Consider the following 20065-nt stretch of genomic DNA (forward strand, 5'->3'; position numbering starts at 1 on the left):
CAAGGCAATCGCGGTCGCCCCCTCGGAGATCGCACGTCGGTTGCCGCTGAGTCACTCGTCAGCGGCGGCGATGCTCGGACTCCCGCTGCTCAAACCCGACCTCGCGCGAGTGCACGTCACCACCGGTTTACCCGGAGGTGGTTCGGTTCGCGTTGACCTCGGCGACGGGGCAGGCCGAAAGTGTCGGGGAGTCGTGGAGTTGCGCGCAGGTCATCGACGCCCGGTATCCGGCGCCCCGACAGCAGCATCGCATCCGGGCCGCCTCCGGATCGACCTACGTCACCGATGTCGATGAGGAGTGGCTGGTGGTCGGCGAGTACGACGGCCTGATCAAGTGCGGTCGTCTGTGCATGCCCGGTGAATCGATTGCCGATGCGGGGATCCGAGAGAAGTTGCGCGAGGACGAGATTCGCGACACCGGACCACGGTTTGTCCGCTGGACCTGGAACGACCTCGAAAGGGATGCGTTCATTCCCCGGTTGCATCGCAGACTCGCGCCACTCGGCGTTGTCGCCGCGTGACTGCTCACGACACTTCCGCTCGTCGATTTCGTTCCCGCGCAACGAATTCGCCACGCGGGAACGAAACAGTTCAGCGGTAAGCCTCAGCCCAGCTCGTCGAAGCTCGTGATCGCCGGCGCCGGTGGGAGAGTGACGATCGCGCCCGCGTAGGAGAGCCCCGCACCGAAACCGAGCAGCATCGCGGTCTGGCCGCCGCGGGCCTTGCCGGTCGCGAGCATCTCCTCCATGGCCAGCGGAATCGACGCCGCCGAGGTGTTGCCGGTGTTCTCGATGTCGTTGGCCATGGGGAGGTCGTCGGGGAATCCGAGGTTCTTCTTCATGAGCTCGTTGATGCGGGCGTTCGCCTGATGGGGGATGAACACCTCGATGTCCTCGATGCCCACACCGGAGGTTTCGATGACCGCGGCCAACGCCTTGGGCAGGGTGATCGCCGCCCAGCGGAACACGCGCGGGCCCTGCATCGTGACGACCATCCGGCCGACGGGGTCGCTCTCGGGATCCTTGTGCTGATACTCCTGCGCGCGGTCCATGTAGGCGGGGATGTCGTAGTTCTGTCCGATGGCCTCGGCATTTTCACCGTCGGAACCCCACACGGTAGGGGAGATGCCGTTGTCCTCGCTCGGCCCGACGACCACCGCGCCGGCGCCGTCGCCGAAGATGAAGGCGGTGTTGCGGTCGGTGGGTTCCATGACCACCGACATCGTCTCCACCCCGACCACCAGCACATACCGCGCCGACCCGGCCCGCACCGTATCGGCCGCGACACCCAGGGCGTATCCGAACCCGCCGCAGCCGGCGGCGATGTCGTAGGCGGGGATGCCGTTGAGGCCGATGTCGAAGGCGACGATCGGGCCGCCGTGCGGGATCTTGGTCTTCCAGCTGTTGGTCGCCAGGATCAGCGCACCGATCTCCTCCTTGGCCACACCGGAGTTGCTGATGGCGCGTTCGGCGGCGGCAGCGGCCATCGAGCGGGCGCTCTCGTCGCCACTGATCCAGCGGCGGTTACGAATACCGCTGCGCTCATAGATCCATTCGTCGGTGCTGTCGAGGACCTCGCACACCTCGTCGTTGCTGACCAGCCGCCTTGGCCGGTACGCGCCGATGCCCAGCATCGCGACGTTACGGTGTCCGGTGTTCGCTGCGAGTTTCGCCACGTGTCGTTCCCTTCGGGTTGCGCCGGGAGAGATTCTATGTGCTTCTGTTCTCACGCCTTGGCGCCGACGCGGCGATCACCAGGCGTGCACGGTGTTCTGCGCGGACTCCAGACCTGCCGAGAGCAGCAGTTCGACGGCGTCGGCGCCGTGTTCGATCAGCAGATCGACGTCGGCACGCGCGGCCGACGGAAATGGTTTCAGCACGAAATCGGCCGGATCCTGGCGTCCCGGTGGCCGCCCGATTCCCAGCCGGACCCGCAGGTAGTCGCGGGTGCCGACGGACTGGCTCACCGACCGCAGACCGTTGTGGCCGCCCTCGCCGCCGCCGCGTTTGAGCCGGACCAGACCGAAGTCGATGTCGAGTTCGTCGTGCAGCACGATCACCTCGTCCGGTGAGACCGAATAGAACTTGGCCAGCGGCCCGATCTGACGACCGACGGTGTTCATGTAGGTCCGCGCCTTGGCCACCAACACCGAACCGCCGGCGAGAGGTATCGATGCGACCTCGGCGCCGGAGCGCTTGTGCACCGAATACCGCCCACCGGCGGAGGTGACCAGATGATCGGCGACCATGGCGCCGATGTTGTGGCGTGTCTTCTCGTACTTCGGACCCGGATTACCCAGTCCGACGATGAGTTTCACGTGTCAGGGTCACTCGGACCCGCCGTCGGATTCCTCGCTGGGCACCTCGGCGCCGGCGTCGACAGCCTCGGCCTCGAGGTCGGCGGCGCTCGGGGCCTCGTTCACGGCGACGATGAGGGTCTCCGCGTCGGTGACCAGCGTGACGCCCTCGGGCAGCACGAGATCCGAGGCGTGGATGGCGATGCCGGCTTCCTTGCCCTCGACGTCGACAACGATCTGCTCGGGGATCGAGAGCACGTCGGCCTCGATCTCGATGGTGTTGGCGTCCTGGGTGACCAGGGTGCCGGAAGCGGCGTCACCCTCGACGACGATGTTGACCTCGACGCTGACCTTCTCGCCGCGCTTGATCACGAGCAGGTCAGCGTGCTCGATGTGGTTGCGGATCGGGTGGACGTCGACCTGCTTGGTCAGGGCGAGCTGCTTGGTGCCCTCGATATCGAGATCGATGACGGCGTTGATGCCGTTGTTGCGCAAGATCGCGGCGAAGTCGCGGGCCGGGAGGTTCAGGTGCTGCGGGTCGGAACCGTGGCCGTACAGCACAGCGGGGACCTGGCCCTCGCGGCGGGCGCGACGTGCGGCGCCCTTGCCCGTGGCGGTGCGGGTGGTGACGGTCAGAGCGTTGGCTTGAGTGGCCATGAGACGTTCTCCTCGTGTGGCGGGACCGGTCGGCCGGTCGTCAGTGGTGCTTCCCGGCGCGACGGCGCCCCACACCACGGCCGCGTCGGTGCGCACAAGGGCACCGCAGAAGACGTGCGATGGTCGCGCCGATCACGGTGATCACTCACCCTCGCCGAGACAACCCGAACAGACTAGCCGATGAGCTGCGCCGATGTCATATCGCGCCGCGCTGATCGGCTTCTGCGCGATCGCCTGTGCCGTTGACGGAGCCGGGCATACTGGCGGCCATGACCTCACGCACTCCCATCGACATCGTCACCGGCTTCCTCGACGGGCTCGCGCGTGGTGACAGCGACACCGCCTGCCTCGATCTCGCCGACGCCGTTGTCTATACGAATGTGTCCCTGGCGACCATTCGTGGGCGCAGGCCGGTCACCAGGATCTTCGGTGCGATGGATTCCTCGCCGGTCTGCTTCGACTACCGGATGGTCAACGTGTCCTCCGACGACACCGTCGTGCTGACCGAACGAGTCGACCAGATCAGTGTCGGCCGATTGCACGTGCAGTTCTGGGTGTGCGGGCGTTTCGAAGTGGTCGACGGCCAGATCACGGTGTGGCGGGACTACTTCGACTACTTCGACATTGCCAAGGCGTTTCTGCGGGGCGTGGTAGGAGTGCTCGTCGCGTCGGCCGTGCGTCCGCTGACCGGTCGATCGACGGCCGGACGTGCCCTCGCCGAGTGATGGGGCGAACGCCTACCATTGCTGCCCATGAGCTTCCAGCAACCACCCACTTACGGTTTCGGGCAATCGGCGGGCGGTACGTTCTACGTCAACGTCCTCGGCCAGGAGCGCGGGCCGCTCGGTATCACCGATCTGCAGCACATGGCGCTCGCGGGACAGCTCAAGAGCAGCACTTACATCCGCGCCGCCGAGGCGCCCAACCCGTTCCCAGCCGGACAGATCCCTGGCTTGTTTTCCGACAAGAGCAAGCTCACCGCAGGGTTGTTGCAGATATTCCTGGGTGGTTTCGGTGTCGGTCGCTTTTACACCGGTGACGTCGGTATTGCGATCGCGCAGATCGCGGTGACGTGGCTGACCTGCGGTTTCGGCGCGATCTGGCCGCTGATCGACGGCATCATGATGCTCGTCGGCAAGGTGACCGACTCCGACGGCCGGCCGCTGGCCGACTGAATCGCACCGCCGCACCAGGACACTGACGTGACCGCGCACACCGACACCCGTACTCCGCGACCCGCGGCGAGTGAGATCGCCGCCGTCGTGGGGGTCGCCGGTATCGGTGTGGCGTGCGCGTTGAGCCCCTCAGGAATCGAGCACGGGCCGATCCTGTGCCCGTTCCGTCTGGTCACCGGACTGCCCTGCCCAGGATGCGGATTGACGCGGTCTTGGGTGTACGGAGTGCACGGCGACTGGGCGCAATCAGTTGCCGCGCACCCGTTCGGGCTGCCGATGATTGCCGCGATCCTCGTACTCGCGATCACCGTGGTGATCTGCCGGGTGACCCGTCGCCGACCACCCCGACTGGATTGGCTGTTGTGGAATCCGGTGGCCAAGGTGGTCGTGGCGGCGTGGCTGATCTTTGCGGTGGTGCGGATCCTCCTGGTCATCTGACGCGTCGCTGGGCCGGCAGCGAGTGCTCAGTTCGGCACAGGTCCGCATAGCGCATGTTGATCCAGCGATACAGGTCGAGTACTCAATCCATCTGGTTGGGCAGTGCCGTGTCGCAGGTTGCCGCGTCAGCGGCGTTCGTCGACGGCACCACGGGCAGTCGACCAGCGCAACCGTGTGATGATCGCGTTCGGCGATCATGTCGGTGAGCTGATCCTGCAACGTGTGGGTGTAGTTGGTGTCCTGCGCGGACGGAGAGAGAATCTTGGTGCCCTCGATCACCGACTCCGGCACCACTTGTGACCTCGCGTGTCGCAGTAGTCCTCTCCGGCCCGCCGACGGTCGTCATCGACAACGGGGTGTTGTCGACGTCGTGGGCGAGCAGGTGGTCGCAGTCGGGGTGCGAACCTCAAGTCGCACGGCATCGACGCGCGATCTTTGCGGTCCAACAGGATGCGGATGAACCGCGTCAGGTGCATGGTCAGTTCTTCGGTCTGCCAATCCCGGATGGCGAAGGCATAGATGCCATTGAGGTGATCGGCCACCGCGGCATCGCACTGCACCTAGCCCTGCGACACCACCTCGGTATCTGAGTCGGCATCGAATTCGTTTCCGAGGGAAAGTAATTCGGTACGCAGCTCGCGAAAGTTGTACGTTTCGCCGTCCACGAACGCCACGGTACCGGCCAGGGTCGGCGCCGTCATCGGCTGATGATCGAGGGGAGGTCGATGATGGCCAGGCGTTGGTGACCCCGGCCCGACGTGGGGCTCGAGATACGCGCCGGCGTCGTCGGGGCCACGGAGCGGCGTCGTCGAGGTCATCGCCTCGATGACATGGCCCGCGCCGTCGATCGTGGTCGAACCCCGTCAGAGAATCTCGTCGATCGTGTCGAGGGGGCGGGCGAGGCGGGTGCCCTTGTCTGTGACGACGAACGGCCGCTCGACGAGGATCGGGTGTTCGACCATCGCGTCGAGCACCTCGGACTCCGACGCCGAGGCGAGATCGAGGTCTTTGTAGAGCGATTCGCGCTTGCGTGCCGCCTGGTGTGCGCTCAAGCCTGCGTCGGCGAAGAGTGTCTCGAGTTGGGCTCGCGTGTACGGCTCGTCGAGGTAGGTGACGACAGTCGGCTCGATGCCGGCCTCACGGAGCTTGTCCAGGGCCTTGCGGGACGTCGTGCAGCGTGGGTTGTGATAGATCGTCGCGTTCACCGGACCCACCCTATTGCAGTGCGCCGACTCGTCCGGGCAGCCGTGCGGTCAGCGCCAGGGCCATCGTCGCGCACAGAGCGCCGACGAGGATCGGGGCCAGTACGCCCGCCCTGTCGATGGCCTGCGCGCCGACGAGCGCACCCACGCCGATGGCCAGGTTGAAGACTGTCGAATACACGGTGGTCGCGGCCTCGCGGTGGCCGGGCGCGGTTCGCAGAACGGTCGTCTGCAACCCGATGGGGATGGCGGCGTAACCGACGGCCCACACCGTCAGAGACACCAGGGCAAGGGGCGTGATGGTGGTAGTCACCGCCACCAGCCACAGCGCCACCGCGAGAACCCCGATCACCGCCGCGAGGCCCGCACGTGCGGAGGTGAGGCGGGTGAGCAGGGCTCCGGCGGCGAAATTCCCTGCGACGCCCGCCACCCCCATCACCAGGAGCACCGCACTGACCAGGTCGTCGTCGATACCGATGCCGTCGACGATCAGCGGTGTCACGTAGGTGTAGGCGGCATAAGCCCCGGTGATCACGACGGCGGTGATGACGACCGTGAGCCGCAGGTCGCGGTTGCGCAGCATCGACGGCAACCGTCGCAACGCGACCCCGCCGGCGGGCCGGGTCGGCCCGAGCAGCACTGCGAGGGCTACAAGGGCCAGCGCCGACAACGCGGCCAGCGCCCAGAAGGCGGCCCGCCAGCCGAGTTGCTGGCCGGCCAGGGTGCCCAGTGGTACGCCCAGTACCGAGGCGATCGACACCCCGGAAAAAGTGATCGTGGTGGCGCGCACCGCGTAGCGCGGTGGTACGAGCAGCAGGGTGGTCGGCGCCACGGTCGTCCACAGCAGCCCAAGGGCGCCGCCGATCAGCACCCGCACGACGATGAGCGTCGCGAAACCCGGTGTCATCGCGGTCAGCGCGTTACCGAGGGTGAAGACCGTCATCACCGCGATCAGCAGCAGTCGCCGATCGACGCGCCGGGTCGTCGTCGACAACGTGGGTGCAGCCATCGCGGCGACAAAGGCGACCGCGGTCACCACCAGGCCGACCGAACCGTCGGAGACCCCGAGATCGGCGGCCATCGGCTGCAACAGGCCGATCGGCATGATTTCGGTGGTCGTGACGGTGAACACGCCCAGGCCGAGTGCGCCGACAGCGGCCCAGTTGCGGGCGCTGACGCGGTCGGTCACGGGCGATCCTGTTTCTCGGTCTGGGCGAAAGGGGTGACACGACTGCGCTCCGCCTCGACCACCGTGATCGTGGCGGCCGTGGTCGCAGAACGCTGTGCTGGCGCTACCGGTCAGGCAATTCCGTCGAAAAGGCTTGTCACCGAACCATTTTCGAATACCTCGCGGATGGTCTGGGCCAGCAGCGGAGCGATCGAGAGCACGGTGAGCTGTTCGAAGTGCTTCTCGGGCGGAATCGGCAGGGTGTCGGTGGCGATGACCTCGGTCGCTCCGCAGTTGGCGAGGCGCTCGGCGGCTGGGTCGGAGAACACGGCGTGTGTGGTGGCGATGACGACGTCGCCGGCGCCGGCGTCCTTGAGCTTGCTGACGGCTCCGGCGATCGTGCCGCCGGTGTCGATCATGTCGTCGATCAGTACGCAGGTGCGGCCCTCGACCTCGCCGACCACGCGGTGTGCGACAACCTGATTGGCGACCATAGGGTCCCGGGTCTTGTGGATGAACGCCACCGGGGCGCCGCCGAGGGCGTCGGCCCACTTCTCGGCCACCCGCACGCGACCGGAGTCAGGGGAGACGATGGCGATGTTGTCGGTGCCGTACTTGTGGCGCACGTAGTCCGAGAGCTGTCCAAGGGCGTGCATGTGATCGACCGGCCCGTCGAAGAAGCCCTGGATCTGATCGGTGTGCAGGTCAACGGTGATGATGCGGTCGGCGCCCGCGGTCTTCATCAGATCGGCGATCAGACGAGCCGAGATCGGTTCGCGGCCACGGTGCTTCTTGTCCTGACGGGCATACGGATAGAACGGCAGGATCACGCTGATGCGTTTGGCCGATCCGCGTTTGAGCGCGTCGATCATGATGAGTGCTTCCATCACCCACTCGTTGAGCGGGGCGGGGCAGCTCTGCAGCACGAAGGCATCCGACCCGCGCACCGACTCCTCGAAGCGCACGAACAACTCGCCGTTGGCGAAGTTGCGCGCGGTCTGCGGTGTCACCTTGATGCCGAGTTCGTCGGCAACGGCCTGCGCAAGCTCGGGGTGCGCACGCCCCGCGAACAGCATCAGGTTCTTCTGGTTGTCGGTCGTCCAGGTCATGGAAACTCTTCTACTCGGGGCTGGTGGTCGGGGCTCGATGGTGTTCTGGTCGGGGGATCTGAGCCGCAGGCAATCTCGCCTACGGGCGCATGCCCTCGCCGGTGGTGGTCTCGTCGATGGTGGGTGCCGAGGGCGTCTCGACGGCCGCGCGAGCGGCCTGCGCGGCGGCCGTGTCCGGCCGCTTGCGGACCACCCAGTCCTCGATGTTGCGTTGTGCGCCTGCCGAGACCGCGAGGGCACCGGGGGGGACATCGTCGCGCACGACGGTACCCGCACCGGTGTACGCGCCGTCACCGATCTGTACAGGTGCGACGAACATATTGTCAGAACCGGTCCGGCAGTTCGAACCGATCACCGTGTGATGCTTGTTCACCCCGTCGTAATTGACGAAAACACTCGAGGCACCGATGTTGGAGTCGTCACCGATTCGCGCGTCCCCGACATAGGTGAGGTGGGGGATCTTGCTGCCCGCACCGATGACCGCGTTCTTGGTCTCGACGAAGGTGCCGATCTTGCCGCCGACCCCGAGGACCGTCCCCGGTCGCAGGTAGGCGAACGGACCGACCAGCGCGTTGTCGCCGATGGCCGCACTGCGGCCGTGGGTGCGGATGACCTGCGCACCACGTCCGACGGTGACGTCGGTGAGCGTGCAGTCCGGTCCGATGACGGCGTCCTCGCCGATTGTGGTCGCGCCGTGCAGGTGGGTTCCCGGCTCGATCCGCACGTCTTCGGCGATCGTGACGTCGAGGTCGATCCACGTGGTCGCCGGGTCGACGACGCTCACCCCGGCAAGCTGATGCCGACGCACGATCCGCCGGTTCAGTTCGGCGGCCAACGCGGCGAGCTGGGCGCGGTCGTTGCAGCCGGCGACGAGCATCGGATCGTCAACAGTGAAGCCGTGCACCGACTTTCCGGCTTCGCGGGCGATCCCGACGACGTCGGTGAGGTAGTACTCGCCCTGCGCGTTGTGGGTGGAGAGCCCGCCAAGCGCGGCGCGTAGCGCGGTCGCGTCGAAGGCGTAGACCCCGGCATTGACCTCGGTGATCGCCAATTGCTCGGGGGTAGCGTCCTTGTGTTCGACGATCGCGTGTACCCCGCCGTCGTCGCCGCGGACGATGCGTCCGTAGCCGGTTGGGTCGCCGGCGTGGAATCCGGTGACCGTGACCGCGGCGCCACCGTCGGCGGAATGGGCCTCGACGAGGGCACGTAGCGTCGGCCCGTCGAGCAGGGGTACGTCGGCGGCGGTGACCACGACGGTGCCGGTGAAGTCGTCCGGTAACGCTTGGAGGCCGGCCCGGGCGGCGTCACCGGTGCCGAGCGGTTGGTCCTGGACGGCAACCGAGACCGGGACGCCGAGCGACTGCGAGGTGGATTCCACCGCCGCGGTCACCCGCTCGCGTTCGTGTCCGACGACGGCGATCACGCGCGCGGCGCCGAGGTCGACGGCGGCATGCAGGGCGTGTCCGAGCAGGCTCCGGCCGGCGAGGGTGTGCAGGATCTTCGGGGTCTTGGACCGCATACGGGTACCGGCGCCGGCGGCGAGGACGATGACGGCGGTCGTCGTGGGGGACGTCTGTGTCATGTCGACCTCCGATGGAGCTGGTCTGTGGGTGGGTTGGCGCCAGGCGGGAGTCGCGCGTCGAGACGATCCGGCGCCGGCCCCGCCGCACGGCAACGGCCCGATAGTACTGACCGGTTCGCGGCCGCCGACCGGCGTCCCCCGGCAGGACTGCTGCCTGATACAACCAAAGGGGCCCACATCACACTCGATGATCCGCAATGAAGGGAAGCCGATGAGCACCCAGAAGACAGCAATCGTGACCGGTTCGGCACGCGGTATCGGTGCAGCCGTCGCCAAGCGACTGGCCGCCGATGGACTGGCCGTGGCGGTCCTCGACCTCGACGAGGCGAACTGTGCCGACACCGTCAACGCCATCACCGAGGCCGGTGGCAAGGCCATCGCAGTCGGTGCGAACGTGGCCGACGAGTCGTCGGTTGCCTCGGCGGTCGACAAGGTCGTCGCCGAACTGGGCGCTCCGACCGTGGTCGTCAACAACGCAGGCGTCCTGCGCGACAACCTGCTGTTCAAGATGAGTGTCGACGACTGGGACACGGTGTTGGCCGTTCACCTACGCGGTGCGTTCAACGTCACCAAGGCCGCCCAGAAGCACATGGTCGACGCCGGCTGGGGTCGCATCGTGAACCTGTCGAGCACCTCGGCGCTTGGCAACCGCGGCCAGGCCAACTACTCGGCGGCCAAGGCGGGAATGCAGGGCTTCACCAAGACCCTCGCTATCGAGCTCGGTAAGTTCGGCGTCACCGCCAACGCCATTGCGCCGGGCTTCATCGAGACCGACATGACCGCTGCCACCGCGGCCCGCGTCGGCATGGACTTCGAGGAGTTCAAGAAGCTCAGCGCCGCCCAGATCCCGGTCAACCGCACCGGCGTGCCCGAGGACATCGCCCACACCGCGTCGTTCTTCGTCAGCGAAGGCGCCGGATTCGTCTCCGGTCAGGTCATCTACGTCGCCGGCGGCCCCAAGGACTGACCTCCGAGCCTCCCGCTGCTCCGTTTCCTTCCCGCGCGTCGACCTGATCGAGCGGGAAGGAAACGGACTAGCGGGAATCGATGCGGACCCACGCGCCGCCCTGTGGCACAATCAGGTCCGCGTTATTCCCCCATGGTGTAATCGGCAACACTTCTGATTTTGGTTCAGGCATTCCAGGTTCGAGTCCTGGTGGGGGAGCAACGAGAAAGGCCAGCTCAGAGCTGTTTTCGCTTCAGCTCCGCAACCCTCATGTCGATATTTTGTCGACATCGCACGCGAGGACCCCTCGAAACGAACGACCCCGACCAGGTGCGCTAACACCTGCCGGGGTCTGGCGAGGGGATCGTCGCATGATCCTCCATCGCGTTGATTAGCACTGTACCGCTCGCGGTACTGCTGGTCTAGCGTCGCCGCCGGTAGGCGGTTGTCCCTTCGCCACGAGCCGAAGGGGTCTATTCATGTCCTACGAGCTGACCGCGTGGGCGGTCGCCGTTGAGCGTCCGGCCGATGCCAGCGCCGACTGGACCACAGTCAAACTCACCCTCGTCACCATGGCGTCGTTCCCCGACGCGCACGGCCGCGAGTGCTTTGCCAGCGTCGCGACAATCGCGAGCCGGATGGGTGTGTCACCTGCGACGGTCAAACGAGCCATCGGAACGCTCAAGCAGTTGGGGCTGGTCGTTGCGTCGGAGCAGCCTGGACGTCCGACGCGATTCCAGTTTGTTGACGGCGTCCGCGAGGCCGAACCTAGGTCACGCGTGACTCAGGTCGACGATGACCCAGGCCATGCGCGACCTAGGTCATCCGTGAGCCAGGGGGTAGGTCATCGGCGACCCAGGGGGTGGGTCACCGATGAGCCACAAACAAGGTCTTCAACAAGAGAACTAACAGGGGGTGCGCGTCCAGGTGTCGACCGTCCGCGATTGACGGTGGTCGCCGAACCTCCATCCAGGACATGCGAACGTCACCCCGACGGGACCGACATGCCTTGTGCCGCTTGCAGAGACGCACGTCGCCGACAGGAGGAATTCGAGCAACGACGACGACTGTCCGCACTCGAAGCCCAGCGTGAAGAACGGGAGCAAGTCGTTGCGGCCGAGCGGGCAGCGATTCGAGCGTGCGGGATGTGCGACGACCGGGGATACCGGGGGAACATGCCGTGTCACCACGATCCCGACGGTGATGCGAGGCACGCGCGAGGGATGGCTCAGGTTCGGGCCGTCCTGGCTCGGGGGAGTGCTTCGTGATGGATTCTCCAGCGCAAGTGGATGATACGAGCCGATTGTGTGATCTGTGCGGTTCGCATGAACTGATTGTCAGCCACGGCCTGAGTGTTGATGGGCGACATCTCTCGACCCGGTACCTGCCGACTGCCCGAGTGCTCGGCAGCCCCGGCTGGTTCCACGCTCCGTGTCTCCTCAAGCCTCCTTGATCGTCTCGTACGCGGTGAAATTGGTCTAGCAGTAACATATTTGGCTCGTTCTGCGTATACGGCTGAACAGCCATATGCCTATTCACGCATTTAGCTAAACATCCAAATATCCAAGTATCTATTCATCTATCTGGCTGAACTGGAAGGACTTTCAGTGCTCTGCATCGCTGTTGTCAATCTCAAAGGTGGGTCGACGAAGACCACGTCGGCCGCCTACCTGCTCCACGCTCTGGTCGAATCAGGCTTGTCGGTGCTGGGAGTGGATGCCGACCCCGAAAACTGCTCACTCGTCCGATGGTCCGATCTCGCGGAATGGGCCACGCCCGTCGTCGGAATGCCGGTCAAAGACTTGCATCGCCGGTTGGATGCTGTGACTGAAGGGTTCGACGCCGTTGTCATCGACACGCCGCCGATGGAGTCTGGCCGTGGAATCGTGACCTCGGCCGTGCGTGTGGCCACTCATATAGTGATCCCGATGTCGCCGACACCTATGGACTTCGACCGGCTGGGCGCAGTTCTCGAGTTGGTCGATGACGTCGGCCCCTTGCGTGCCGCTCCACCGGTCGTTGCCGCGATACTGACGCGAGTCGTGACCAACTCGGCGTCGGCAGAGGTGTACCGCACGGCGGCGAGCGACCTGGTACCCGTCCTCCCTGCACGAGTCGCGCGGTTGGAGCGCTTCGCACAGGCCTTCGGATGCCCGATTGACGATGCACTCAACACCGCATATGGCGACGCGCTAACACAGTTGCTCGACATGGAGGTCGCGCGGCCATGACCTCACGAGCGGAACAGATCCGCGCACAGGCGTCGCGTGTCGCGTCCCAGCCGTCGACTCGGTCAGCGGTGACCGCGAAGGCGACGAGTCAGATTGCGTTGCCGTCGGCATCGAGGCGGGTTGGCAAGACGGTCAACCTCGACGCGGACCTGAACCAACGAGTGCTGGCGTGGCAGGCAGGTGCAGCCCATGCTCTCTCGGCGTGCCTCGCGTGACGTTTCAGTCCGTCGTCGATGCGTTGCTCTCGGAACTCTTGGACGACGATCTGCTTGCGAGGCGTGTACGCGAATCCGTGGCCTCCGAGTGCGTGGAGAACGAAAGCTGAGGCACCTCCCGAATGATGGCGGGGACGGAAGGGAAGGCGGCGGAGAGTCACGTCAGTCTCAATCCGACATCACTTTGGCTACGGGTAGGTAAACGTGACCGGTGACCATGGATCGATGCCGTATTCGACAGGCGCTCAATATATTTGGTGAGTATTGCCGGAGATTTAGGGTTTGGTTGATTGGGGTGTGGTGCGCCGACACGCAGTGGCTTGGTGTTTCAAAACTCATGTCCAAAACTTCTGATGCACTCCAAACATGTTCGTGCGTATGGACTTTGACAGGTTGCTCGCCATAGATGTGCATAGCATTGCGTTCATGAGCGCAGGCATGAATCAATCTGGAGATCGAGGATCGTTCGTCTCCATCTCCGAGGTTGCCGAAATCTACGGGGTGCACCCAACCACCGTCCGTCGCTGGATCATGGAGGGTCGGATCGAGGCTCAGCGCGTCGGGTCGCGGCTTATCCGCCTCGACTTGGAGTCGGTGTATCGAAAGCTTGGCAGGCCGACGCCGTCGGATGCCTGAGCCTGGGCTGATGAACATCCTGCGACCCCTGCGGCGAGTGTCGCCGTGAGGTGCCCTCGGCTCTGGTGGGCGCCGATCAAGTAGTCCAAAGGTGTCCGAGCGGTTTCGTACTCTGTCCGGGTGCTAGACGAAAACTTCCACGAGTCGATCGAGGGCATCCGAGAGTTTGCGGTCGCTGCAACCAACGTGGGCCAGGCAGTGGCTCATTTCGGATTGACCGCCGCGTACTTCACGCCGATCTACCGTGAGCCCGGCATCGACTCGATAGATGAGATCGACAGCATCATAGGCAGCGAAGAGGACGTGGAAGGGCCTCTGCTCACAGCGCACCGCCTGGCCAAGTTCTACGTCATATCGTCGGGTGACGCGCTCCTCTCGGCATGCGACCTGGTTGGACGTGACTTCCCGATGCACGTCGGCTCAGGCGCACTCGCGCGCGTTGCTGCCGAGCACGCCGCCAAGGCGATGTTTCTCGATGACCCCGCGATCGACTGGCGGGCCAGGGTCCTCCGAACCTACGACCTCTTTCGATCGGGACTACAGGAATACCGATCGTCCAATGACGAGGCCTCGACCAAGTTGATCGACAATTGGAAGCGGTGGCGCCATCGAACCGGCTCCGAATTCGCGGACGTGCCTAAGCAGCGTCGAGCAGCTCGCGGAAGCTGATCGAGGCGCACTTTGGGAGCGACCTCGGCTACGACGAACTCAGTCGGCCGACGCATGGGAATGCGGTCTGGATGACGCTGGCCGTGATCCAGGAGCAGAAGGGGACCAGCTTCATGTGGAGCACCACACTCCGCAACGTGCAGTTCGCAATGGACGTGTGCATCTCCGCAAGCGACCGGCTATGCAGGCTCTGGAACGTAGATCACGACGAGGTGTTAGTCGCGCTTAGCGAGAGGCGATCTCTGGAGCCGATCTCGTGGAAGACGCTCTGCGAGATGTGTGACTGGGTGCGTGGTGGGGTCGAGCGCCTGTCCGCCAACGTAGTCGTCGATTGGGTTGAAGACCCGCAGCCTCCTCGATGAGATTGCTGCCGTCGCGGTCTGCTGCGCGCAACGGTCTCGAGGTGGGGGGGTCTATACCTGGTGCAGGCGCTCGTCGTTCCCCACTGAGAGTGCAGGGAGTCGACCAGAATCCAATGGCAATCATCGCGGCCCCAGTTCCCAATCCCTGAGAGGATCTCAATGTTTCGTGACGAGGTGACCGCGAGGTACGCCGACGAGCTGACGGACATGGACCGTGCTGAGTTCGAAGACGCCGTGAGCCGGGAAACTGAGAGGCTGAACGCGGAGTTTGCGGCGTTGCAAGCTGATCTTGAGACCCAACTTCGCGACGAAGCGCGGGCTCGGTTGGGTCGACCACTGGAGTACGTGGAGACGGTAAGCGTGCTCAGCCACGCGCGACAGCGCGCGAGCGAACAAGTGCGGTCGCAACTCTGGGAGGGCTACGTTCCAGCACCACTCGCGGACGAGGACGATCCCGAACTGAACGTTGTGGACACGATCGAGGTGAGCGCGGAGACCGAGGCATTGGTCGAGCGGGTCTGGCCGTACGCGAGCCCGGCGTGGCAGGTCAGTGCAGAACTGATCGTAGAGATGCGGATCGCCGACGGTCTGCCGATTCCGACGGCTTCTGGTCATCCGCTCGCGACCATGTTGGCTGCGATAGTCGATCAAGACATCGCGCACGATATCGACGTCCTCTCGCGGGCGCGGCGTACGAAGACCTAACTGCGTCGCCGACAGGTTTGGAGCCCACGCACGCGGCTTTGTGGTCGCTAATTGCTATGCCGATGCCGCGCTGTTCGCAACGACTTTCGTACTGCAAGGCGTCCTACGGTGTGTCATCAACACGTGCCAAGCGTTGTGGGTTGTGAGCGGCCCGCCAGAAGGAACTACGCCAACCTTCGTTCGTGTGTGGTCCGGTTCTGTGCCGCGCAATGGATTACTGAGTCGAGCGCCTCTTGTACGTGCATGATGGGCGATGTCATTGACGTCGAATCCGTTGTTGCGCAGACTAACCCACGCGGGTTAGTACCTTCGGCCTGACGTTAGTCGCGCAGAGCAAGCTATATGCTTGGGTACCCCAAGTAGGAGATCGGTGCCGGCGCTGCGCTGGCCGATCTGCCGCACCTTGGGAAGGTAGTGGGTCTCCATGTGTGGAGTCGCTGCGCTGGCCGGAAGTGGGGAGTGGCGATGAGCGAGGAAGGTCCGGCGCCGAAGTCGCGACGGGGAAGCCGCCAGTCCAACGTGCCTGGCGGCCGGCAGATCGCGCACAAGGTGAAGGTGACACCCGAGCAGGAGCGTCGGCTGCAGGAGCGCGCGCACGACGCGTGGGTGTCGGTTCCGCGACTGATGGTGGAGGAGGCATTGGCCGATCAAATCGGACAGACCGCGACTGCACGCCACGATCTCGCGGTCGAGTTCTTCGGCGCATACCGCTTGCTGGCGTCGATCACCAGCAACGTCAACCAGATCGCGGGGGCGACGGACGCGGTTGGCGAACAGCAGGAGGAATTTGCCGCGACGTTTGCTGCAGTTCGGCGGACTGGACAGCGGGTGGGTGCTGCGTTGGAGGGGCAAGAATCCACATGATGCCCAACATCACTCGCGGCTCGAGCATGACTGGACTACTCAGTTACCTCGTCGGCCCCGGCAATGTCAATGAGCACACCGAGCCGCACCTCGTGGCCGGCGATTCGGCGATCATGGCGTGGCATGACGACGCGGTGCTCGATCTCGATACGGCACGCGACATCGCGCGACAGATTGATCAGCCTCGCCGGGTTTTCAAGACCGAGGTGACAGTTCCCAAACGGCGGTGGGATGAGCGGGAACAGCGCAGGGTCGTAGTGCTGGACGACAACGGGAAACAGGTCAGGCAGAACGCTCACGTGTGGCACTGTTCGTTGTCGCTCAAGGCCCCGGTGTATGCGGTCGATCCTGCGACCGGCGGGCGCACGGCGGAGCTTGTCGACGGTGAGTCGGCGATCACCGACGAACTGTGGGGTGACATCGCACGTGACTTCATGCGCGAGATGGGTTTCACCGAGGAAGGACTGGCACCCGTGCGGTGGGTGGCGGTGCATCACGGCCTGAGCAAGAAGGGCAACGACCACATTCATTTTGCGGCGTCGATGGTTCGCGAAGACGGCACCAGAGTCTCCTCGCACAACGACTTCGCGCGCGCTCAGCGGGCGTCGGCGAGGTTGGAGCGCAAGTACGGACTCGCGGTCACTCCAGGCCGTGCGGCGGCGACCGCATCGACGCTGGCCCATTCGCGTGCTGAGGAGAACATCGGGGCAGGGAAGGGTGATGAACCGGCTCGACGCACGCTGGCCCGCGACGTTCGTGCATGCGCGACGGCGGTGACGTCGGAGGCCGAGTTCGTTCGGCAGGTCCGCGCGCTCGGACACCTGATCCGTCCGCGCTACGCCGCGGGTACCGACGACGTCGTGCAGGGCTACTCGGTGGCTCTGGCACCGCGACACGAGGACGGATCGCGCGACTTCGACGCGCGTCCGGTCTGGTTCGGGGGAGGACGATTGGGTAAGGACCTGACGCTGCCGAGAATGCGACTTGGATGGTCAGACTCACCCAGTGCTGCGCTGGAAGCGGCGGGCGAATGGCGACGCGCGAAGCGTGAGCGAGAGCCACTCAAACAAGCACGGCAGACGCGACGTCACGAACGCGATATGGATGCGCTGTACCGCCGTGCCCAGGACGATCTCGAGCAGTGGACCCAGTACCTCGGCACTATCGCTGTCGACGATCACGCGAGCTGGGCAAGCGCGGCCGGGCAGACGGCTGGCGTGTTCGCGGCGTGGTCGGTGCAGATCGAAGAACGTCCCGGTCCGCTGGCGCGGGCCGCCGACGCACTCGGTGCGTCAGCAGGTATCCCAGCGGCTCGTGCGGTGGCGCCGAAGCGCGTCGAGCACACGAGCTCCGTAGCGTTCCTGTTGCTGACTGCAAGCGGGCGAACGGATTCAACTGCGGCGACTGCCGCGCTGTTGCGGCAACTCCTCAGCGCGGTCGAAGCGATCGTTTCCGCGCATCGTGCCGCAGGTCACGCTGCGCGGGCTGCGGCCTTGACCGCCATCACTCGTACTGAGCTTGGCGCGTTGCTCGAAGCAGCATCCAGAGTTACGCAGGCTCCGGTTCGCCAGACCTCTGCAAGCGTTGAGTCGGATCGTCGGCTTGCACGCGATACCGGTCGATGCAGCGACTTCCCGTCCGCACCGAAGGCTACGCGCAAACAATTGGGGTCGCCGATACGCGCGCGACTTGAGCCGATTACGCCCGCCGAGCGTGCGCGACTCGATGCCGCGCGTCAGCGAGGTCAGGAACGTACGGGGCGCTGAGTATCGGGCCGCGACCGCAGTTCATCGCCGCGCGGCGGTACACGCTGTGAAGGTCACTGCCCATGGACAGCGAGCAGCCCCAGGCTGCCGTAGCCACACCTGGGGCCAGGCGGATCGTCGGAACTTGGGGAGTTCGGAGAATCCGCACCTTGCTCGGCACGAGTATGCCACGCAGTCGCATCATCGGGACACCGACGCGGGCATCGCCGTGCTTCCATCTGGCAGGTCAAGGCGGTCGAGCCGTCCGTCATGGCGACATCCGCTCGATTCGTACTGTTGTCAGCTCGGGTTGGTTCCAAGCACGGTGATGAGGCGCTCTCGGACTCGGCGCTTGCGCTCCTCGAAGAACGACAGGAATTCGCCCAAGTCGAGGGAGAGCCCGTCCAGGTCGTTGTCAGAGAGATACGTGCTCCGCTTGTCCTCACTGGGGAAGGCGCTTTCGATCCAGACGGCCGGCAGACTGTCCTGTTTCTCAATGTTGGCGGTACCAGCAAGTAGTTGGAGGTTCGGCAAGAGATTGACGACCTCCAAGTAATCGTCGACCTTTTCGATCGGGATTCCCGCGTTCAAGAGCTTCTTCTTGGTGAACCGCGACTTGGGGAAGATGTGGTCTTCGTGGAACTTCTTGCTGAGGTCGAGACCTGGATACAAGACCGACAGTACCGAGAACGTCCGTTGGCCACCATATTTGAGGTTCAGAAGCTCGTCGATTTCTGCGCTTTCAAAAGTGAGGCTCTTCCCGGCCACAGCCATGGCGTCTTCGATGGCCGCGGCAGGAAAGCCGCCTTCCGAATTGTCTTGCAGGACATCGCGGATTCGAGTCAGAAGCGTGTCGAGACCCGATCCCCAGATACCACGTTTGACAAGTGAGCGCGTGACCCACCGCTGGAGTGCGAGCCTATCCGCGGCGTCGGCAGACGAGTCGAGGTACGAGTCGCCCGCGTCGCGGAGGTGGAGGTAGTGCGCGACGGGGATGATCACGCTGTTGGCCGTGAGGTTTCGTTCGTTGTACCCGAACTGCTGCAGCAACGTCGCCGCTCGGAGAAGGGCTCCTCTGATCTGTGGCCACGCGGCCTCCACCTTCGCCATGTTTGTGTGCGTAAAGTTGGTGACCTTGAACCGTACGTCGACGTCCGCGATAGTCAGTGCGGTCTTGAGAACCACGTCCTTGGAGAACGAGAACTGACGTCCGGCGTTGCTGTTGATCTCGGAAACGAGTGAGCGAACTTCTTCGCGGGCATCCAAGTCCTGCCACTGGTTGGTGGCCATCGACAGCAGCAGATCAGAGTACGAGAGCGTAGTGCCACCGCTGTTAACCCGTACGAAAATCTCCAACACCTTGTCGGCGTCCTGATCGGTGACCAAGAAGTAGTTCATGGGTTTGAGAACCCGGACGGCTTGATAGAGGTCATACAGTCGCTGAAAAGCATCGTCCAGCCCGGCGGTGATCCGACGCTTGGTCAACTCCTTCTGCATATTCGGCCCGGAGTCGGGGAGGTCGAGTACTGCGCCGACTCGGAACCATTTGTCGGCATCTCCATCCTCTGCGGCCGCTTCCTGGTCGGTCAGAAACCGGAGGTCGTACTTGGTTCCGAGTTCTTCGTCGTCGGGTTCGTCGACAAGGTTGAGATATAGGCGTTTCGTAGGGAACGCATTAGCGCTGTTCCACCAGGCGTACTTCTTCTTCTCTGAAAGACTTCCGTAGAGTGCGATATTCAACGATGTGAGCCTCTGCTGGCCGTCAAGAACGGCCGTGGTGCCGCTTCCCGCCGGAACAGTGGCTTTGTCGGCGTAAGGGTGGTCGCGCTCGTGGTAATTGGTCAAGAACTCATAGAACGTGTACGACTGTGCGGTCTCAGGCTTGACGTCCCATAGGAGAAACGACCCAACGGGATACCCACGCATGAGACTGTCGACGAGTTTCGTGATTTGGTCTGCGTCCCAGACGAATTCACGCTGGATTGCGGGCATCAGGTACTCACGCTTGTGGATTGCGGTGAGCATTTCCTCGATACTGCGCGGAGTTTGGAACGACATGTGCTTC

The 20065-nt window shown here is 64.5% G+C and carries 23 protein-coding genes and 1 tRNA gene; 15 read left to right on the forward strand and 9 right to left on the reverse strand.

Annotation, left to right across the window (positions count from 1 at the left end; all coding sequences use genetic code 11):
- The first annotated feature begins 152 nt into the window (after window positions 1-152).
- Window positions 153-521, forward strand: coding sequence for a hypothetical protein (locus EF294_RS04050; RefSeq protein WP_246007660.1), 369 nt, complete (start codon window positions 153-155; stop codon window positions 519-521).
- A gap of 83 nt (window positions 522-604) precedes the next feature.
- Here the strand turns inward: EF294_RS04050 and EF294_RS04055 are convergent, their stop codons facing one another.
- The 3 genes from EF294_RS04055 to EF294_RS04065 form a co-directional block, all read right to left on the reverse strand.
- Window positions 605-1675, reverse strand: a complete 1071-nt coding sequence (locus EF294_RS04055) for a beta-ketoacyl-ACP synthase 3 (RefSeq protein WP_123925846.1) — start codon at window positions 1673-1675, stop codon at window positions 605-607.
- A 75-nt stretch (window positions 1676-1750) separates the two neighbouring features.
- The gene (gene pth / locus EF294_RS04060; protein ID WP_123925848.1) at window positions 1751-2317 is read right to left on the reverse strand and encodes an aminoacyl-tRNA hydrolase; all 567 of its coding nucleotides are present in this window, start codon (window positions 2315-2317) and stop codon (window positions 1751-1753) included.
- 9 nt (window positions 2318-2326) lie between these two features.
- On the reverse strand, window positions 2327-2953 hold the full coding sequence (locus EF294_RS04065) for a 50S ribosomal protein L25/general stress protein Ctc (RefSeq protein ID WP_123925850.1): 627 nt from the start codon (window positions 2951-2953) through the stop codon (window positions 2327-2329).
- A 269-nt stretch (window positions 2954-3222) separates the two neighbouring features.
- Here EF294_RS04065 and EF294_RS04070 point away from each other — a divergent pair, with 269 nt between their 5' ends.
- The 3 genes from EF294_RS04070 to EF294_RS04080 are packed head-to-tail and all read left to right on the forward strand — an operon-like array spanning window position 3223 to window position 4566.
- On the forward strand, window positions 3223-3678 hold the full coding sequence (locus EF294_RS04070) for a limonene-1,2-epoxide hydrolase family protein (protein ID WP_123925852.1): 456 nt from the start codon (window positions 3223-3225) through the stop codon (window positions 3676-3678).
- Window positions 3679-3705: 27 nt separating this feature from the next.
- Entirely contained in the window at window positions 3706-4128 is a 423-nt protein-coding gene (locus tag EF294_RS04075; protein ID WP_123925854.1) for a TM2 domain-containing protein, read from the forward strand.
- A 27-nt stretch (window positions 4129-4155) separates the two neighbouring features.
- Entirely contained in the window at window positions 4156-4566 is a 411-nt protein-coding gene (locus EF294_RS04080; RefSeq protein ID WP_123925857.1) for a DUF2752 domain-containing protein, read from the forward strand.
- 560 nt (window positions 4567-5126) lie between these two features.
- On the opposite strand, the gene EF294_RS21890 is transcribed toward EF294_RS04080, so the two are convergent.
- From EF294_RS21890 to glmU, 5 genes are all read right to left on the reverse strand, one after another.
- On the reverse strand, window positions 5127-5267 hold the full coding sequence (locus EF294_RS21890; RefSeq protein WP_246007661.1) for a class II glutamine amidotransferase domain-containing protein: 141 nt from the start codon (window positions 5265-5267) through the stop codon (window positions 5127-5129).
- Between the two features lie 162 nt (window positions 5268-5429).
- A complete protein-coding gene (gene arsC, locus EF294_RS04090; protein WP_123925859.1) occupies window positions 5430-5771 on the reverse strand; it encodes an arsenate reductase (glutaredoxin) in 342 nt (113 codons plus the stop codon).
- A 10-nt stretch (window positions 5772-5781) separates the two neighbouring features.
- Window positions 5782-6957 (reverse strand): MFS transporter, encoded by a 1176-nt coding sequence (locus EF294_RS04095; RefSeq protein ID WP_123925861.1) that lies wholly within the window; start codon window positions 6955-6957, stop codon window positions 5782-5784.
- A gap of 110 nt (window positions 6958-7067) precedes the next feature.
- Window positions 7068-8045, reverse strand: a complete 978-nt coding sequence (locus EF294_RS04100) for a ribose-phosphate diphosphokinase (protein WP_123925863.1) — start codon at window positions 8043-8045, stop codon at window positions 7068-7070.
- 79 nt (window positions 8046-8124) lie between these two features.
- Window positions 8125-9627, reverse strand: a complete 1503-nt coding sequence (glmU, locus tag EF294_RS04105) for a bifunctional UDP-N-acetylglucosamine diphosphorylase/glucosamine-1-phosphate N-acetyltransferase GlmU (RefSeq protein WP_123925865.1) — start codon at window positions 9625-9627, stop codon at window positions 8125-8127.
- Between the two features lie 211 nt (window positions 9628-9838).
- Here glmU and EF294_RS04110 point away from each other — a divergent pair, with 211 nt between their 5' ends.
- The 11 genes from EF294_RS04110 (at window position 9839) to EF294_RS04160 (ending at window position 18021) form a co-directional block, all read left to right on the forward strand.
- Window positions 9839-10594, forward strand: a complete 756-nt coding sequence (locus tag EF294_RS04110; RefSeq protein WP_123925867.1) for an SDR family oxidoreductase — start codon at window positions 9839-9841, stop codon at window positions 10592-10594.
- A gap of 126 nt (window positions 10595-10720) precedes the next feature.
- A tRNA-Gln gene (locus EF294_RS04115) sits at window positions 10721-10792 on the forward strand.
- A gap of 260 nt (window positions 10793-11052) precedes the next feature.
- The gene (locus EF294_RS22650) at window positions 11053-11841 is read left to right on the forward strand and encodes a helix-turn-helix domain-containing protein (RefSeq protein WP_123925869.1); all 789 of its coding nucleotides are present in this window, start codon (window positions 11053-11055) and stop codon (window positions 11839-11841) included.
- A gap of 339 nt (window positions 11842-12180) precedes the next feature.
- On the forward strand, window positions 12181-12804 hold the full coding sequence (locus tag EF294_RS04125) for a ParA family protein (protein WP_123925871.1): 624 nt from the start codon (window positions 12181-12183) through the stop codon (window positions 12802-12804).
- The gene (locus EF294_RS04130; RefSeq protein ID WP_123925873.1) at window positions 12801-13019 is read left to right on the forward strand and encodes a hypothetical protein; all 219 of its coding nucleotides are present in this window, start codon (window positions 12801-12803) and stop codon (window positions 13017-13019) included. The genes EF294_RS04125 and EF294_RS04130 overlap by 4 nt, the downstream gene beginning before the upstream one ends.
- 426 nt (window positions 13020-13445) lie before the next feature.
- Window positions 13446-13655: a helix-turn-helix domain-containing protein gene (locus EF294_RS04135; RefSeq protein ID WP_246007662.1), complete on the forward strand. Its 210-nt coding sequence runs from the start codon at window positions 13446-13448 to the stop codon at window positions 13653-13655.
- A gap of 120 nt (window positions 13656-13775) precedes the next feature.
- Entirely contained in the window at window positions 13776-14324 is a 549-nt protein-coding gene (locus EF294_RS04140) for a hypothetical protein (RefSeq protein WP_123925875.1), read from the forward strand.
- 71 nt (window positions 14325-14395) lie between these two features.
- Entirely contained in the window at window positions 14396-14686 is a 291-nt protein-coding gene (locus EF294_RS04145; RefSeq protein ID WP_123925877.1) for a hypothetical protein, read from the forward strand.
- Window positions 14687-14845: 159 nt separating this feature from the next.
- Window positions 14846-15391, forward strand: a complete 546-nt coding sequence (locus tag EF294_RS04150) for a hypothetical protein (protein ID WP_123925879.1) — start codon at window positions 14846-14848, stop codon at window positions 15389-15391.
- 459 nt (window positions 15392-15850) lie between these two features.
- Window positions 15851-16255, forward strand: coding sequence for a plasmid mobilization relaxosome protein MobC (locus EF294_RS04155; protein ID WP_246007663.1), 405 nt, complete (start codon window positions 15851-15853; stop codon window positions 16253-16255).
- On the forward strand, window positions 16255-18021 hold the full coding sequence (locus tag EF294_RS04160) for a relaxase/mobilization nuclease domain-containing protein (protein ID WP_123925881.1): 1767 nt from the start codon (window positions 16255-16257) through the stop codon (window positions 18019-18021). Before EF294_RS04155 ends, EF294_RS04160 begins: the two co-directional genes overlap by 1 nt.
- Window positions 18022-18300: 279 nt before the next feature.
- Here EF294_RS04160 and EF294_RS04165 read toward each other — a convergent pair whose 3' ends face one another.
- Window positions 18301-20025: a DUF262 domain-containing protein gene (locus tag EF294_RS04165; RefSeq protein WP_246007664.1), complete on the reverse strand. Its 1725-nt coding sequence runs from the start codon at window positions 20023-20025 to the stop codon at window positions 18301-18303.
- Between the last annotated feature and the right edge of the window lie 40 nt (window positions 20026-20065).

Origin of the sequence: Gordonia oryzae (genome assembly GCF_003797185.1) — a bacterium.
Taxonomy (GTDB): Bacteria; Actinomycetota; Actinomycetes; order Mycobacteriales; family Mycobacteriaceae; genus Gordonia; species Gordonia oryzae.

Bases quoted from the DNA above. Each gene is read 5' to 3' on its own strand.
- EF294_RS04100 (WP_123925863.1), bottom strand. From the start codon at position 8,045: ATGACCTGGACGACCGACAACCAGAAGAACCTGATGCTGTTCGCGGGG.
- EF294_RS04145 (WP_123925877.1), top strand. From the start codon at position 14,396: ATGACGCTGGCCGTGATCCAGGAGCAGAAGGGGACCAGCTTCATGTGG.
- glmU (WP_123925865.1), bottom strand. From the start codon at position 9,627: ATGACACAGACGTCCCCCACGACGACCGCCGTCATCGTCCTCGCCGCC.
- EF294_RS22650 (WP_123925869.1), top strand. From the start codon at position 11,053: ATGTCCTACGAGCTGACCGCGTGGGCGGTCGCCGTTGAGCGTCCGGCC.
- EF294_RS04065 (WP_123925850.1), bottom strand. From the start codon at position 2,953: ATGGCCACTCAAGCCAACGCTCTGACCGTCACCACCCGCACCGCCACG.
- EF294_RS04110 (WP_123925867.1), top strand. From the start codon at position 9,839: ATGAGCACCCAGAAGACAGCAATCGTGACCGGTTCGGCACGCGGTATC.
- EF294_RS04075 (WP_123925854.1), top strand. From the start codon at position 3,706: ATGAGCTTCCAGCAACCACCCACTTACGGTTTCGGGCAATCGGCGGGC.
- EF294_RS04160 (WP_123925881.1), top strand. From the start codon at position 16,255: ATGCCCAACATCACTCGCGGCTCGAGCATGACTGGACTACTCAGTTAC.
- EF294_RS21890 (WP_246007661.1), bottom strand. From the start codon at position 5,267: ATGACGGCGCCGACCCTGGCCGGTACCGTGGCGTTCGTGGACGGCGAA.
- EF294_RS04150 (WP_123925879.1), top strand. From the start codon at position 14,846: ATGTTTCGTGACGAGGTGACCGCGAGGTACGCCGACGAGCTGACGGAC.
- EF294_RS04135 (WP_246007662.1), top strand. From the start codon at position 13,446: ATGAGCGCAGGCATGAATCAATCTGGAGATCGAGGATCGTTCGTCTCC.
- EF294_RS04165 (WP_246007664.1), bottom strand. From the start codon at position 20,025: ATGCTCACCGCAATCCACAAGCGTGAGTACCTGATGCCCGCAATCCAG.
- EF294_RS04070 (WP_123925852.1), top strand. From the start codon at position 3,223: ATGACCTCACGCACTCCCATCGACATCGTCACCGGCTTCCTCGACGGG.
- EF294_RS04130 (WP_123925873.1), top strand. From the start codon at position 12,801: ATGACCTCACGAGCGGAACAGATCCGCGCACAGGCGTCGCGTGTCGCG.